The 15,613-nt window shown below is 45.8% G+C and carries 12 protein-coding genes; 11 read left to right on the top strand and 1 reads right to left on the bottom strand.

The genetic code is table 11. The annotated features are described in order from the left end of the window. The 8 genes from AB4Z45_RS21915 (at window position 1) to AB4Z45_RS21880 (ending at window position 13,535) form a co-directional block, all read left to right on the top strand. Complete coding sequence (locus tag AB4Z45_RS21915; protein WP_441911538.1) at window positions 1–3,390, top strand: tubulin-like doman-containing protein; 3,390 nt, start codon at window positions 1–3, stop codon at window positions 3,388–3,390. A 2-nt stretch (window positions 3,391–3,392) separates the two neighbouring features. Beyond that, the gene (locus AB4Z45_RS21910) at window positions 3,393–5,816 is read left to right on the top strand and encodes a transcription initiation factor TFIID (RefSeq protein ID WP_441911537.1); all 2,424 of its coding nucleotides are present in this window, start codon (window positions 3,393–3,395) and stop codon (window positions 5,814–5,816) included. Window positions 5,817–5,873: 57 nt separating this feature from the next. Beyond that, complete coding sequence (locus tag AB4Z45_RS21905) at window positions 5,874–7,160, top strand: VWA domain-containing protein (RefSeq protein WP_339208231.1); 1,287 nt, start codon at window positions 5,874–5,876, stop codon at window positions 7,158–7,160. A 23-nt stretch (window positions 7,161–7,183) separates the two neighbouring features. Then, entirely contained in the window at window positions 7,184–7,819 is a 636-nt protein-coding gene (locus AB4Z45_RS21900; RefSeq protein WP_441911536.1) for a beta-mannanase, read from the top strand. Window positions 7,820–7,833: 14 nt separating this feature from the next. After that, window positions 7,834–9,093: a TRAFAC clade GTPase domain-containing protein gene (locus tag AB4Z45_RS21895; protein WP_076269553.1), complete on the top strand. Its 1,260-nt coding sequence runs from the start codon at window positions 7,834–7,836 to the stop codon at window positions 9,091–9,093. Continuing rightward, window positions 9,093–12,032, top strand: coding sequence for a GAP1-N2 domain-containing protein (locus tag AB4Z45_RS21890; RefSeq protein ID WP_441911535.1), 2,940 nt, complete (start codon window positions 9,093–9,095; stop codon window positions 12,030–12,032). Before AB4Z45_RS21895 ends, AB4Z45_RS21890 begins: the two co-directional genes overlap by 1 nt. A gap of 221 nt (window positions 12,033–12,253) precedes the next feature. Further along, window positions 12,254–13,144, top strand: coding sequence for a glycoside hydrolase family 43 protein (locus AB4Z45_RS21885; protein WP_441911534.1), 891 nt, complete (start codon window positions 12,254–12,256; stop codon window positions 13,142–13,144). A gap of 112 nt (window positions 13,145–13,256) precedes the next feature. Further along, a complete protein-coding gene (locus AB4Z45_RS21880; RefSeq protein WP_441911532.1) occupies window positions 13,257–13,535 on the top strand; it encodes a DUF2277 domain-containing protein in 279 nt (92 codons plus the stop codon). Between the two features lie 101 nt (window positions 13,536–13,636). On the opposite strand, the gene AB4Z45_RS21875 is transcribed toward AB4Z45_RS21880, so the two are convergent. Further along, window positions 13,637–14,512, bottom strand: coding sequence for an arylamine N-acetyltransferase family protein (locus tag AB4Z45_RS21875; RefSeq protein ID WP_441911531.1), 876 nt, complete (start codon window positions 14,510–14,512; stop codon window positions 13,637–13,639). Window positions 14,513–14,717: 205 nt separating this feature from the next. On the opposite strand from AB4Z45_RS21875, the gene AB4Z45_RS21870 reads away from it, so the two are divergent. From AB4Z45_RS21870 to AB4Z45_RS21860, 3 genes are all read left to right on the top strand, one after another. Continuing rightward, complete coding sequence (locus tag AB4Z45_RS21870) at window positions 14,718–14,942, top strand: spore coat associated protein CotJA (protein ID WP_076269558.1); 225 nt, start codon at window positions 14,718–14,720, stop codon at window positions 14,940–14,942. Between the two features lie 2 nt (window positions 14,943–14,944). Further along, window positions 14,945–15,208: a spore coat protein CotJB gene (locus AB4Z45_RS21865; protein ID WP_144376813.1), complete on the top strand. Its 264-nt coding sequence runs from the start codon at window positions 14,945–14,947 to the stop codon at window positions 15,206–15,208. Window positions 15,209–15,251: 43 nt separating this feature from the next. After that, window positions 15,252–15,613: manganese catalase family protein (locus AB4Z45_RS21860; protein ID WP_441911530.1), on the top strand; the 362-nt coding region annotated here is incomplete at its 3' end.

Genomic DNA, 15,613 nt, shown 5'->3' with positions numbered 1-15,613 from the left:
ATGAAACCGATCGTAAGAGAACACATACAGCAGCTTGACGTTTCGCTTGGCGGAGGTATTGTCAGCGAGAAAATTCGGGTAGACACCATCGATAACCCCATTCTGATCATTGGACTTGGCGGTACCGGTATTGATGCGCTTCTGCGCCTAAAATACCAGATCAATCGCCGCTTTAAGCTTCCTGAGGACCCCGTTTCCAAAAGAAAACGCGAGAAGCCTGATAATGTTGAATTTCTTGCTTTTGAAACGAATGAACAGGATCGCAATAAAAAGTATAAAGGGATCGGTCTTGATCCTATTAATGAATTTGTGCTGCTATCTAATGCCGAGGTTGGAGGACTGCTGCAAAATCGCAGCATTTTGGAGCCGTACATCACGGACTGGCTGTCGCCAGAGCTGAGCATAACTGATGGCATGAATGGTGCAGCTGGCGTTCGTCAAGCAGGTCGGCTTCTGCTGTTTACGAAGATCAATCAAGTGGTGCAGAGCATCGACAAAAAAATTAAGACGTTATCCGTCGGGACGAACAAAAAGCTGATGGTGTTTCTGCTAACCGGCTTGTCTGGCGGAACAGGAAGCGGCTGCTTCCTCGATATCTCATATATCGTTCGAGGAATTATAGAGCGTGATCATGGATCAGCCGGCATCGACCGCGTTAATACGCTTGGTTATTTGTTTACGCCGGATATTAACCTTGCAAGCAAAAGCTTGAGCGACCATACGCGTGAGTACATTAAGAAAAATGGCTATGCTGCACTGAAGGAACTGGACTATTGGATGAATGTGGATAGCCGTGGTGAACGGTTTACGCAGCAATATGGCAATATACTAAACGTTAATTCGCCGCTCCCGCCGTTTAATTTATGCCATCTCATCTCGGCTACAAACGCTGAGGGCAAGCTGCTTGAAAATGCTTATGATTATTGCATGAATGTAACGGCAGAGAATATTACGAACTTTATTTCCAGCGAGGAAAAACAATCCGGCGAGGAATTCGCTATTCACGATTATATTAGCAACATTCGGACCAATATTGCTCAAATGAACAAAATGTACCCGGCTAACTACGATTACAACATTATCGGAGCTTCTTCAGCGGTACTGCCAATCGAGGAAATGACGACTTATTTGGCTTACCGGCTTTTCAACAAAATGGACAAGATGTTTGAAAAGGCGCCAAGTCAGGACGATGTAGAGAAATTTGCCCGCAAGCTTGGCATTGATCTCGAAACGATGATGAAAACCTTTGACTCACGAGTTCCCGAGCCGCTGCCGGGCTTCGAGAACAGCGAGCGCCTCAGCTACAATAACGTGGTGAAAATGCAAGCCGTGAACATGGATACGGAGCTGGAGCAAAACTTTTTGGCTCGTGCGCGCGAGGAATATATTAAGGCCAAAAAACAGCTGCCAGGCGAAATTGTTGGACAATTTACCGATCAAATTCGTCGTACATTTCTCCATCCAGAGCAAGGGCCATTTTATGTATCCCGTCTCCTGCATACTGAGAAAGGCTTCTGCTTGCTGAAGATGCTGCTCTCTTATATTGAGACGCTTCGTGAGGGTCTGTCACGTCTTCCTAAAGAGATCGAAGCAGCTAGAGAGCAAGCCAATGAGCGTATGGGCGATGCGAAGAGCGCGTTCGTATCCAAGGATAAGAAGAAAAACAACTATATTGAAGCAAAAATAAATGAGTACTGGCTGCTTGCTGACGTTGAGCGAATGGAGCAATTGATTGAATTTTATGAGGATCTCCACCAGCTGCTGAACAACGAGAATAACCGCATTTATAACGTATTTACTGAAATTTTGAATGTGCTTAATTCGATCTTTGCCAAAAATGGTGAAATTCTGACAAGCGGCGAGGAACAAGCGGATCATAAAGGAAACAAAACTTATTATTGGAATATCGTAGGCGTTCCAGACATCTCCGACGTTATCAGCCGTTTAATGGATAAGAAGGACGGCGATGATCTGATCCGCGACTTTACGCAGGAGCTTCTAGACCATTCGAATCTTTGGGTAAAAGAGCAGGAAATAGATATCGTCAGCTCGATTTCAGAGTTTTTGACGAATAAATTCGGCGATTTAATTACGAAATCAATGGAAGAATTCCTAGTTATGAAATACGGGAACGATGAATCGATTGAGAAGTTTGTTGAGCGTCATATCGCTAGCAAGCTTGATGAGGAAGCTGTGCCCGTATTCCATCTCAGCAACAGCTCAGGCAATTTGCATGTCCCTTCATGGGGGTTTGTGTCCGTGCCTGTGCAGGCGCCGAGCATTTTGAGAGGGATTAGGAACTATCAAAATAACTCGATAGGCAAATCCCACTTTACGATAAAGGAAAGTGAAGTGAAAAACCGGATTTTTTGGCTGAATACGAGAAATGGTGTGCCTTTGTTTGTTTATACGCCGCTGAAGGTTTATGAAGAAAGCTATGAACGGACGATTCTCGATAAGGAAGGCATCGGCCGTCATTTGGTGCAGACTGATCGTGTCAACTGGACCTATTTGCCTTCGCCGATTCCAGAGAAATCATGGGGCGACACATACGTCAACCCACGTGTGAGAAGCTATAATGCGAGGGTTCGTGCTGAGTTTGTCAAAGCCGAGAGCTTCCGTATTATTGAAGAGAAGGGCATAGACAATAACACGAGCAGCCGTTACTCCGTTCGCTTCACGAAGCCATTCCAGTTGTCGGATGCGTTAAAACCGTTCAATATGCAGCTTGATAGCGCGAAGCCGAATTTAGGTGAAGTTAAGCGAGCAGTAAATGAGCTGAAGCGCCTTTTATCCGAGGGGCTGGAGCTTGAATCGACAAAGGATATTTTCGGCAGCTTTACAGAGGAGCTTGCACAAGAAAATCTCATTCGTTCGCCGGAGCAGCTAAGACGGGTTCGTGAGGAATTGGCGAAGTATGAATCCATCTCTGTAAAATTAGTCGAGCTTGAGCAGCTGCTTATGCAGCACCAAGATGATGAGAAATTGCTGGATCAGTTTATCGAGGCGCTATACACAGAGACCATTTGCAAGAAAGGTGCCCTGTATGTTTATGATCGCGAGCCAGAGGAAGAAGCATGGCCGCCTTTCGCCAATTTAATGAAAAGCAGCAGCTATGTCGAGTTTGAGGTGTTTGAGAGCTTCCGTCAGCTGGATGAGAAAAACCGCAGCGTTCTTAGACGCAAAGCGGAGCGCAGAGTCACGGAGCTGACTGCAACGGAGGATACTTCAAAGCTGTTAGCCAAGCTGGAGGAGCTGTTCGGCACATTCCTTGATGCACGCGAGCGTCTCGAATACGAGAAGGTTGAGCTGGCAAATGGAGAGGAAATGCACCGGTTCTACCGGGAAATGTCTACTAAACTTAACGATATTCGTAGAAAGTTGAAATAACGATGAGAGAATTGTTGGATTTATATGCAAGCGACTATTCGGCTGCTGAGCAGAAGCTTAGCGGCCTTGAGGATGATCAAAGCAGCATTCACTATCCAACCGTATTTCTATATATCGGAGATGAGGCAGGACATGCGATTGAACCTATGATTCAATCCAATGAACTGAAATGGGACAACAATGCCGGCGTTATTTATTTCCATGTCTCGTCGAGTGAAGCAAATGCTGCCTCTGGAAGTGCAGGTTATAAAGCATCGTCTTACCATGGGGCAAATCGTAATCGATCTGTCCCGAAGGTGACGAGGGTAGCGCTTACGGATGTTGTAGATGGCAAAACGGATAATCGCACTAAACGCAAAGATATAGGCACCGCATTTCATAAGGAAGGGCGCCATCTAGCGGATCTCAACCGGGCGCTGCGTCAGGTTAGCGATACAATTGCTGATTACGGCCGATTGTACGCATCTTTCGATCGCCTTCATCTTGCTGTCATTACAAGGGTTGATGATCCCTTAAACGTGCTTGTTCCAGAAATATCGCTGCTTGCTCAATCGATTTTTTTGCAGCTGTTTAAATCCGTTCAAATGGATTTATACGCTTTAATTAATGAACGTGAGCAATCAGAGACGTTTGGTTTGGCAAGCGCAGCGGGAATCAGCTTCCTGCGCGAGCTGGATGGAATGCAGCGGCCGGATTATTCTTTTTCGGCGAGGCTTCAGGTGACGGGTGATGGATTATCTATTCCGGTCACACACAAGGCATCGCCATTATTTGATCTTGTTTATGTATTATCTGATCGCAATGAGCGGGGAATTACAACGCTTAACGGGATGCAGGATAACTATGAAATCATTTGCAATATTTTGCTGTTGAAAAACAGGAGGAGAAAGGAAACACAGGTACAATCGAGTGACGTAAGCTACAACAACTCTTCTTTCAAAAACAGTCTCATGACGGAATCCGGAAGACAGGGGTTCGTGTCAGCGGGCTTGTCCAAGGTGAAACGACCGAATCATTCGATTGCGTTAACCGTCCTCTATCATTTCTTTAAACAAATAAAAGAGCGGCTGGAAATTGCTGACCTGCAGAGCAGCAAGGAAAAGCTGTCCTTCTTCGGGCTGGATGCAGCTGCGATGGACACTAGAATGCTCGATCTGATGCCAAGCGAGGACAGTCTCATCGATATGTCGGGTCTTCTGACGAACAACATTCGTTATGATCAACTGCGGCGCATGTCGCTGCGCGAGGCAGAGGAAGCCTTGTTCGGAGATGGCTGCACCATCTTCTTCCGTAAGCATTTCACTAGTTCAGCTGAGGTGAACTTAGGTTATGTGAAGGCTTCAGATGAGCTGCGAGCCATTGTAAACCGTAATATGAAAGATCAGCCATTGTTTAGCTTCTTCCAGGTTGCCAAATGGACAGACGAGAAAAATGAGGCTGACAGCGTCATGACAGCTGTTCGCGCTCGAATGCGCGATTTGGTCAGAGAGATTGATATTGCTCAGGATGAGCTGGGTCGAATCCGCGAACAACGTGTGGATGATTTGAAATTTCAGCGTCTTCCATTTATGGACAAGCAAAATGTTCGATCCTTTATACGCGCTTTTTTTGATGCGGTGTACCGGCTGGAATGGCAGCTTTTACGACTTGAGACTGAGCTTGCTTTGTACCGCAAATTTGCTGCTGAGCTGGAGCGTCTTCATGAGAAATACCGTATTCGCGTAGAACAGATGGCGCTGCTAGAGGAAACGCTGAATGCGGCGGCTCAGCACAGTATCCGTTCAGCGGATGATTATATCGGACAGAACATCTTCGAGTATTATGAGCGAGTGACTGCGGCTGTCATGAAGGATATTGAAGAGAAACGCGGCGCATTCATATTTTTTGAGGAACGGTTTCTCGGCAATATGACGGAGCTCCTGCAGCAGGGAGATTCCGCGTTTCTGGAGCGATTAATGGAGATTTGCCGAAAGTACATTTTGACAGCAGAGCCTTTTGCACAGACCTTCGAGGAGGAGCTGCTGCTGCGTGCAAATGTATCCGTTGCATACAGCAATCGTAAAGCTTTATCAAGGGACGAGCTATTCAACCGATTATACCGGACTCTGGAAGAGCATGCAGTCGTTCATATTCGTCTTCTCGACTATACACATGAGCATCGTTATGAGGAAAAGTATTTGTTCGGAGATCGCGAGAGTGAGTTTATCCGATATGCACTTGGCGTTGACGAATCTTCGCGCATTTACAAGCTGGGGTGTGTACATGAGAAGCGCAGCAGCGGTGTAGAAAAGTTGAATATTATGGGCGGCTTTCATTTAGAAGATTTGATGTATTATCGAAACGGCAAAGTGTATTATGAGACCTATTTGCAAAATGGGTACGAATTTCACACGCTTGATCCTGCCCTGCTGCCTGATCTTCGCTGACCGATATACATCAACAATTGCTGCGGTCCACTAGCAAGTAGAAAGGGTGCTGTTATTATGCAACGAAAAATAAATGGGCTTCTCTTACTGTTCAGCTTGATAGGAGGTGCAGTAGGATTCGTCATCGGGGAAATCATACTGGGGGCGCTGTCGGAAATCTGGCCGCGCTTTGCCGTCGTTGGGCTATACTTTGGCGTTCTTGCTTTATGCATTGGACTGGCCTGCCTGATTGCTGAAATGATATCGCCTCGTTTGAACGGAACTTCGTGGCGTCAGCGTTATACCGGATTATCGTGGCAGCTGCTCGTACCGGCGACGCTAGTTCTGCTGTTTGCAGTCGGCGGATTGCTGCAATTTATTTACGGCGCACATTTTGGCGGTGCGAAGCAGGTAAAGGATATTGTGCTTGTCATCGATAATTCAGGAAGCATGCTGGAGACCGATCCTGATAACGAGCGTTATTCGGCTGCGAAGCAATTGATTCAAAACATGGAAAGCGATAAGCGTGTGGCGGTGGTTGCATTTCACAATACTGCACAATTGATACAGCCCTTTGTTAAAGTAAGCACACAGGAAGAGAAAGATAAAGTAAATGCCGCAATCGACTCACTTGAGCCGACGGACGGCGGTACAAATTTTAGTCTAGCGCTTGGCGAAGCAATGAAGACGATTAAGGATAAGGAAAAGGCTGGGCGCGGGACAATGGTCATTCTATTGTCGGACGGTTTCAGCGAATCCGATATCAATAAGCAAATTGCACAATTCCAAGAGCAGCAAATTGTTATTAATACGGTAGGCCTTAGCGTTGCAGATTCCAAAGGCTCTGCCTTGCTGCAGCAAATAGCCGATTCCACCAATGGTAGCTATTATGATGTGTCGGAAGCGAACGGACTGGCGCTCGTATTCCAAAATATTTACAATACAATCGATAATCGGACGCTCTTAACCGAAAGAACGGGATCGCTTGCGGACAGTACGCTGTATACACTGCTTCGTATTTTATCATTAGCCATTATCGGTGCAGCTTTAGGGATGTCGCTTGGATTGTTTTTCGACAACCGGTTTTTGGCATTAAGCTTTGGGGCGGGCGGTATTGTAGGCGGTTTGCTGGCAGGCTTCATTTTGGACTCCGGCTTGTCCGGGGATATGCTCTCTGACGGTTTATCACGTCTATTCGCTGTTCTTGTGCTGGCAGCCATTATTAGCATTTTCACACTTGTTGTTCCGATAAGGGATAATAACAGTACAAACCGTTATGATGGCGGCAGAAAAAACAGCAATAGAGATCAGTCCACTAAGGCGTTAGGCGAACGGACGAAGGACAGCCGCAGTCATGGATTTTAAACGATGCGGGAGGCGGATATAAAATGCGGTTTATCGATGCAGAGGATGGTTCTCCGATCATCAGCGGTTTAACTCGCGTGCTCGAGGAGGACCGCTGCACGCTGCGCTGGATTTGGCCGGGCGGTATAGAAGCGGTCTACATTGGGAAAACGCCGGCTGAGCAGGCGGCGGAAAGCCCCGTGGATATAGGAACTGTCAAGTTGTACACGAAGGCAGAATATAAAGCGAATAATGGCTATCATAGCCGATTAGAGGGCATCGGACGTTTTGTCTTTACGGTATATGCCGCACTGGAAAGGAGCGGCGGTCCTCAGCTCATCCTTCAGCCTAATCACGAGAACAGCATTGAAATAAGTGCTGGCCGAGCTAAAATTCATTATTCGATTACAAATAAGAGCGGTTTGTTCAGAAAGTTCAAAACGATTCAAATTCAAGTTTCAACAGAGGTACCGATTGGGAAAGACGTACTTTGTTATGTGAAAAAGCAGGGCAGCTACCCTGCGAATAAAGAAGACGGCATGCTGTATCCGTTCGTTGCGCCTTTCGCAGCTGGAAAAACCGTTTTGCCTGCCATTGAGGTTGGCAAACAGGATTTTATACGATTGTTTTTCACGGATGGCCGAACGTCTGGACAGATGTACGAATTGATTTCAGTATAAAGGAGGAAGATCGCATGGGTATTTTCGATCTTTTCAAGAAAAAGCCGGAAGCAAAGCAAAGGCCTTTGTTTTATGATATTGTTTGCCCCTATTGTTTTAGTAAATTTACACCGGATGAGGTTGTGTTCCGCGCTTCGCATTCCCGTGAGGATGATGAGGATTATGCGCTTGGAGAAGATGATGAGCTGAATAAGTATCGTGAGCGTTTTGGCCTTGATTCTGTACACGATATGGAAGCGGTGCTCTATCCAAACGACGTGCCTGAAGAGCATCGGATTTACTCAGACCATGTATTGATTGGAATAAATGACCGCTATGGCGAGCTGACACGCAGAAGACTTTGTCCAAAATGCCACAACGAAATTCCAGTAACGGCAGGCAAGGTGCCGAGCAATATTATTTCAATCATTGGCGCTTCACAAGTAGGCAAGTCGGTGTATATGACCGCGTTGATACATACGCTGCAGAACACGACAGCGGACCATTTTAATGCAGCCTGCATGCCGCTTAACGCTGAAATTAGCCGGAAATTCCGAACCTATTACGAGGAGCCGCTGTTTGAGCGCGGCGATCTGCTTGCGTCTACCCAAAAGGAAAAGATGCAGGAGCCTTTTATTTTTCAATTTGTTTTTAAAGATGAATCGAAGCCACCGCTCACACTCGTATTTTTTGATGTCGCTGGCGAGGGTATGGTAGAGCAGGATTATCTTGGTTTGCATGGTCAGCATATCAAAAATTCAGCAGGCATTTTGCTGATGGTAGATCCGCTGCAAATTCGCTCCATTCGCGAGAAAATTAGAATGAATCTGGGCGATAAGCCAGGTGTTTGGGTTTCCCAATACGACGAGCCGCGCGACGTTGTTCTGACGATGTTTGGCGACTTTATTGCTTATCAGGAAAACAACAAAACGGATATTCCGACTGCCGTCGTTTTAACGAAGAGCGATATGCTTCATTCGCTAAAGGATGAAGATGGTGAATATATTAAATCGAACAGCAATATTTTCAACAACATGGTGCATCGCAATTATTTTAACCTGACCGAGTTTGAAAATATTGATGGAGAAATCCGCCGTTTCATCGAGAAGGTTGATCGTCCCTTTAAAGGTACGATGGATGTTTATTTTAAGGATACGGCTTATTATGCGGTTTCCGCACTCGGCAGCAATCCCGTCGATCAGAAGCTGCAAACCGTCGTCAGTCCCATTCGGGTAGACGAGCCCTTCATTTGGCTGCTTTATAAGCTGAACTTCATTGAGGGGAGAAGAGAATAGTGCGCGATTCTACGCCCAGCAGGATGATTCAGCAGCAGATGTATGCACGGGAAAGACGCGGCATTTTCAGATCCACGGAAGGTTATGACACGATCGCCAAATCAAGCGGTTTGGAAGCATCATTTGTCAAAAAAGTGCTTCATCCGTTTTGTGTTTATGATGCCCCGACTGAGCTGGCTACCCGCGGTGAGAAGGACGGTTCCGCGTATCCAGAGACGATGCACTTGCTTCATTTGGATAATGGCGATGTGCTGCTTGGCAGAAGCGTTTATCAGGCAGCCGACTTCACGGGTCTGCGCAGCGCGTTTTTTACGCATAACTTTATTATTCCAAGCGGTCATAGCAGCAAGCCTGCAAGTGATTATATGAACTGGCTGCAAGCCGCTTTCGCAGATCAATATAATATTGACAGCGGTACGGAAATAGCAGAGCTGCTAGAGCTTCCGATTCAAAGTGTTGCAGCGATTAAGCCGTCTGCACGTTCCATCCTTTCTTTGCTGAACATTTCAGAAAAATCGTTTAAACAGCTGCTCTATGCGGTAATGGCAGCAGTCGGGGGTAAGAAAAAGATCTATGTTTCACTTGATGTACCAATCAAACAGCTGCCGGACAAGGCAAAACAGCTGCTTGGTGTGCTATATGCGAGTTTACCCTACGCCTTCCGCAAACAGCTTGGTTTCATCACCTATGCGAAAGAGCCTGTAAGCCGCAAATCGGTTCATCTTACGTTCGTAGAGCAAGGAAGCCTCCGCCATGGGGATCGCAGCATCGAGAAGGATTTTACGTTTGATTTCGGCAACGACCGAATGATGAATGTTGATCTGGACGGTATAGATCAGCCTTTTTTGGATTTTGCATGGGATAACTTGGATCGTCCTGACCGTACGGATAGCTTCTTTCAATTCGCTGAGCTGATGCTGGCAGATATGGGGGAGGAGCGCGAACTCGCAGCAGTCAGTTATCATGAGCTATGCGTCGTTTACCAAATCGAGGAAGGCAACGAAAAGTTATATGAATCGCATAAAAGCGCGGTAATGCGGAGCTTGATGGATTATTTGCAGCCATCCGGCGCATTGGATGCCAAGATGCGCTTGAATGATTTATTTCTGTCTCGATTTGATTTTGAGTTTGACCGTGCTAGGCAAGGAGTAGTGCCGGAAACCTTCATTGTAGATGCGTTTACGCAATACTATCAAATTGAAGGCAAACATATCGAAAATAAGCTGGTTTCCTTTTTCATTTTAGCATTGCTAAATGCAAGAAAGCAGAGTGAGCAAGACGCGGCGGCTTCCTTCTATGCAGCAATTGAAAGCAATCCTGCCTTTAGCATAGCTTTTTTCACAAGAGTCTTAGTAGATGCGAAGCTAAGTGCAAACTTATTTATTCCATTCCTCGGGCAAAAGCTTAAAGCAGCTGCTGGAGCCAAAAGTGTTCTGCAGCTCATTGAGCAGTGGGGCAATGCTCATCCTAAGCTGTACGGTGATGAAGACTTTTTTGTGCTGGTCCGCCAGCAGCTCATCGAGAAGCTGAAACGGGAGCGCCACTCGCTGCCAGCGACGAGCAAAGCGCTTGAGCAATTGCGCAGCTTAGCAAGTGAAGGCAAGTTTGGCGTGCGAAAACAGCTGCCATCTCATGATGCGGTAGAGTTTTGTACGGAGCTCGAGCTTGCGGCTTATCGAGCAATGTTAATTGAACTTGATATGGAAAGATTGACGAAGGATCAGCTCATGCTGGGCGAGTTTCTCAAATCAAAGGAGCAGCTGAAAAAATGGAATGGACAGCTGAACGATCCGAGGCAGAAATCAGCAGCGCTTGAGCTGCAGGCGCTTTACGAATGCTTCGCATTCCCGGAGCCAACGGTAGATTTATTCGAAAATCTATCCCCAGCAGAGATTGACCGGGTGCAGCTCGTTGGTCGCCGATTGCTTGCCAATCAGCTGGAGTTAGCTGAGTTTCCGCGTCTCGTGCTATTGTTTCTTCGCAGTTCGGATATGGAATCAGTGGATTATGCCGCGCTCCTTAACTATTTGCAGCAAAATGCGGCTCAAAAAGATACGGTATACCTGTTCTTCCGATGGGCAGAAAAACATCCTAGTTTCATGCGCTCGAGAGGTTTTGTCCCTGCCTATGTAACTGCAGTAGTCAGCTATTTCACAAAACATGACCGGGATGCATTTAAGAAACGAGCCAATTGGAAGCAGCATTTTGACAAAGCAGGCCCTATTCTTAAAGGTGTATATAAACAGGCGGAGCGCGAGTTATCCTCACCGCTGACTAAATTTTTTCGCAGGAATCGTAAATCGACGTTTATAACATCGTTATCAGCTATAGGTATTGTACTAATTGTAGCCGGCATTATGTTTGCCTTTGGCGGCAAGGATGATGTGAAGCCTGGTGGTGCTGTTTTGCCTGAAACGACTCCTGAACCGAGCATTACCCAGCCGGATACAATCGTATACGTAGAGCAAAATGCTGCAACAGAGGGGAAGAAGGCTGCCACCACCCTCGTCTTCGCATTTAAGGAAGCAGCAGCCTGCGGACTGTTTAAGCCTAGCTCATTGACGGTAGAAACGCCGGGTGCAGAAGCGGTTGCGTACGCCACACTTGAAGTTGCATCTGATTGCAAAGCGGATACAGGGAATAGCAGCACGGAAGGGAATCAAGTTGAAAGCTCGTCACAGACGTCGGAAACAACGGATTCGATTGCCAAAGAATCCGATAAGCCAGCGCCGACGCCAACGCCGGCTGAAACTGATTCACTGCCGACAGCTACCGATTCTCAGACGGAGCAACCGAGCAATACTGCAATAAATGAAGCAGACTATACGAACCGGGTTGTAGTTAACCTCGGTAAGCAGGTTGATATACCGGAGAAAAGCATTGTCACAGTCGGTGAATCGAAGTATGAGATTTCCGTTCTGCGTGTTGTTGCGCCATAAACAAAGCAACGTTTTTATAAGAATAGGAAAGGGTTGTTCCGTTAGTAGTTTTACTACTGCTGGGACGACCCTTTTTTTCTTTTTAGCTAATCGGCTATTAAAATGATGAAAATGATTAATGTCATAAAAGTGGATAGGAAAGTTGAATTTATGATAGAGACATAGGGTCTGCAATATTTTACAATATCGGTACTACAACACGAACAAGGAGCTGTTTTTCGATGAAAGGTATTAATAATCCGATAGTCCCAGGCTGGTATGCTGATCCTGAAGCGAGAACGTATGAAGGCAAGCATTGGATTTATGCGACCAGGTCCATTACGGAATATACGAAGCAATTGAATTTGGATGCGTTCAGCTCAAGCGATCTGATCCATTGGGAGAAGCATGAGAGCATTATTGAAATGTTAGACTTTCCATGGATGTGGAGAGCGGTTTGGGCACCTACGATTATCCGGAAACGAGGAAAATATTATTTGGTTTTTGCAACAAACGATATCCAAAGCAACGATGAAATCGGCGGTTTGGAGATAGCCGTATCTGACCGTCCTGAAGGACCATTCAGAGGATATCTGGGAAAACCGCTCATTGATCGATTCATTCATTCCGCTCAGCCGATTGATGCTCATTTGTTCAAGGATGATGATGGTACGATCTATTTATATTATGGCGGCTGGCGTCATTGCAATGTAGCGAAAATGAATGATGACATGACGGGGTTCATTCCACTTGAAAATGGAGAAACCTTTCTCTCCATTACGCCTGATGGTTATGTTGAAGGACCTTGTATGATAAAGAAGGATGGACTGTATTACCTCATGTGGTCGCAAGGAGACTGGGTGAACGGTTCTTATTGCGTTGCGTATGGCGTGAGTGAGAATCCTTTGGGTCCATTCGAAAATAAGGGCATCGTGCTTGAGCGACAAGAGCCAATTGCGGAAGGGCCAGGACATCATGGGTTCCTTCATTTGCCTGAGAGTGATGAATGGCTCATTGTTTATCATCGCCGTATTATTGGTGACCCTGAAGCGGGTAATCGTATGCTCTGTATAGATAAAATGATTATTGCTGACGGGGAGATAAAACCGATAGTTATGACAAATGCTTGGTAGTTGTTATCGCTTGAAAAGTTTATATAGAAGAGCTATTATCGAAGTTAAAAGGCTTGTATTTGCTTGCAACTAGAGATGTCAGGCAAAATAAAATGTTGAAAGGAAGAGCGTGATGTGCCGAAATATTAAAACGTTATTTAACTTCGATCCACCGGCAACAGAAGAGGAAGTAGCTGCCGCTTCGCTCCAGTTTGTTCGAAAGCTATCGGGATATCAGTCGCCATCGAAAGCCAATGAAGAAGCATTCAATGTTGCGATCCAAGAGGTGGCTGCGGCTGCTCAGAAATTGCTCGACACGCTAGTTACCCAAGCTGAGCCGCGTGATCGAGAGGTCGAAATCGAGCGTGCCCGCGCAAGAAATGCCAAAAGATTCAGTACGGCGGAAGCTTAGCGGTTGGAGTTCTTATACCACTTATAGTCAAATGAACCTCAGAATTCTCTGAGGTTTATTTGATTAGGACACATATAAGGAGATAGTAAAAGCCTTTTTTGTTATGATGATGAGGCTTTTGCTATTTTCCATTGTTCATGAGCAAGCTGTATTCTTTTCCATAGTTCATCCCGCTCTTGACGGCTGTAGTTGACGAGTTTTTCTTCAAAAACCTCACCCAACACCTCGAGCCACTGGAATTGACTCACTAATTCTGTCTGCCTCACACCGTCAGTTCCTCGTTCATTCCAAATGCAGCCCCTTATTTCATTGCTTCCGCCAGCATGTCTATTTCGAATTAAAAACATATTGATCCATGGAGATTCTGCGGAGCGGCTGTAATGCTCATGCTTGGGCTCAAACTCTGTCATATCCGCCAAAACGGTAGAATCATAATCCACGCCAACAAATGACGCAGATGGATCATGCTCTAAGCGCCATCCATTTGGAACAACAAGAGATTCTGTTACTTTATAAATAAAAGGGTTTTGGTTATACGTTCCAGCAAGAAGAGGCAGCGGCTCAAAAGGCATATCGCCTAATCCAACATCAATAATCCATTTCTCTTCTTCGTTGTTTTCGTTCAACAAGTGAGCGGTTAGTCCAAGGTGAAACGAGTTGATACGAGGCTCGGCACCTAGTGGCTGTACGCCAGCCCGGTGGAATGAAACCTTGTAGCCTAATGAACGCAGAAGATGGCTAAATGCGCCATTTAAATGAAAACAATATCCGCTTCTGCCATGGATAAGGAGCGGGACGGATTGTTTGATGTGAATCCCTGCGGGCTTACCTGCAAAAACATCAATGGTTTGCCAAGAAAAAACTCTTACATGGGCTCTATGAAGCTCAAATAGAAATGCCTTGGTTGGCTCCTGAATTTCTGAGATGCCAAGCCTGCTTAAATAAGCTTTTATTTCTTCTTTCGTCAACGGTTCCATAACGATTCACCTCTATGGCTCAAACATGGTTTTGAGCTTCTTTATTTAATTGCCTTTATCACATCCTAAACGAGAAAGATCTAGAGAACAATGTTGAAATGCAAAGACTGTACCGGTACAGCGTCATTCAATGAATGGTTAGTCATGATGACCAAGCCCTTATACATATACTTTTTTGAAGAGCATACCGAGAGGAGACATCTGCGTGAATAATCAGGTGCGTTATTATAAGCCGTTTATTAGCCCTTTAGATCCCTGCCCGCCTATAAAAGTAAAAAGCTTCAGCACGCCGCCTCAATTATTTATTACCTTTCAACCGCCCAATTTACCTCAGTTTTCACCTCATGAAGCATTGAGATATGGTACACTCTGGCCTATGTTGTATAGCCCATATGATCCGAAAAACGACAGACAGGAAGAAGGTGATTGACGGTGGCGATCATACTTGATGAAGAGTATTACAAGCTGCTGCATGATTTGCAGGCGGTAGATTTTGTACTCGTGGAGCTGAATTTATATTTGGATACTCATCCTACAGATTCCAATGCCATACATCAATACAATCAGTTCGCACAGCTAAGATTGCCTATTGTACAGCAGTATGAATCGAAGTACGGGCCTTTAAAGCATTTTGGCCAAAGCTTCTCCACCAACCCTTGGTCATGGAATGATACACCATGGCCGTGGCAGGTATAAATAGTGGATAGGGCTAGTAGGAAAACTAGAGGAGGCACCGTACATGTGGGTTTATGAGAAAAAACTGCAATATCCCGTTCGCGTAAATAAATGCGATCCAATGATGGCTAAGTTTCTAATGGAGCAATATGGCGGTGCTGACGGTGAGCTTGCAGCAGCGCTTCGGTATTTAAACCAGAGGTACACGATTCCGGATAAAGTCATTGGATTGCTAACAGATATAGGCACTGAGGAATTTGCACACTTGGAAATGATTGCTACAATGATATATAAATTGACAAAAGATGCAACGCCTGAGCAGTTAAAGGCTGCTGGTCTAGGTGCTCATTATGTGGCCCACGACAGTGCTTTGTTTTATGAGAACGCGGGAGGCGTACCGTTTACGGCTACCTATATTCAAGCGAA

Source organism: Paenibacillus sp. MCAF9 (assembly GCF_052114265.1).
GTDB lineage: Bacteria > Bacillota > Bacilli > Paenibacillales > Paenibacillaceae > Pristimantibacillus.
Note: the sequence above shows the minus strand (reverse complement) of the source record. Positions and strands in the feature narration are given on the sequence as shown.

Coding starts and splice junctions, on each gene's coding strand:
- AB4Z45_RS21895 (WP_076269553.1), top strand. CDS start 7,834: ATGGGTATTTTCGATCTTTTCAAGAAAAAGCCGGAAGCAAAGCAAAGG.
- AB4Z45_RS21910 (WP_441911537.1), top strand. CDS start 3,393: ATGAGAGAATTGTTGGATTTATATGCAAGCGACTATTCGGCTGCTGAG.
- AB4Z45_RS21905 (WP_339208231.1), top strand. CDS start 5,874: ATGCAACGAAAAATAAATGGGCTTCTCTTACTGTTCAGCTTGATAGGA.
- AB4Z45_RS21900 (WP_441911536.1), top strand. CDS start 7,184: ATGCGGTTTATCGATGCAGAGGATGGTTCTCCGATCATCAGCGGTTTA.
- AB4Z45_RS21880 (WP_441911532.1), top strand. CDS start 13,257: ATGTGCCGAAATATTAAAACGTTATTTAACTTCGATCCACCGGCAACA.
- AB4Z45_RS21875 (WP_441911531.1), bottom strand. CDS start 14,512: ATGGAACCGTTGACGAAAGAAGAAATAAAAGCTTATTTAAGCAGGCTT.
- AB4Z45_RS21915 (WP_441911538.1), top strand. CDS start 1: ATGAAACCGATCGTAAGAGAACACATACAGCAGCTTGACGTTTCGCTT.
- AB4Z45_RS21885 (WP_441911534.1), top strand. CDS start 12,254: ATGAAAGGTATTAATAATCCGATAGTCCCAGGCTGGTATGCTGATCCT.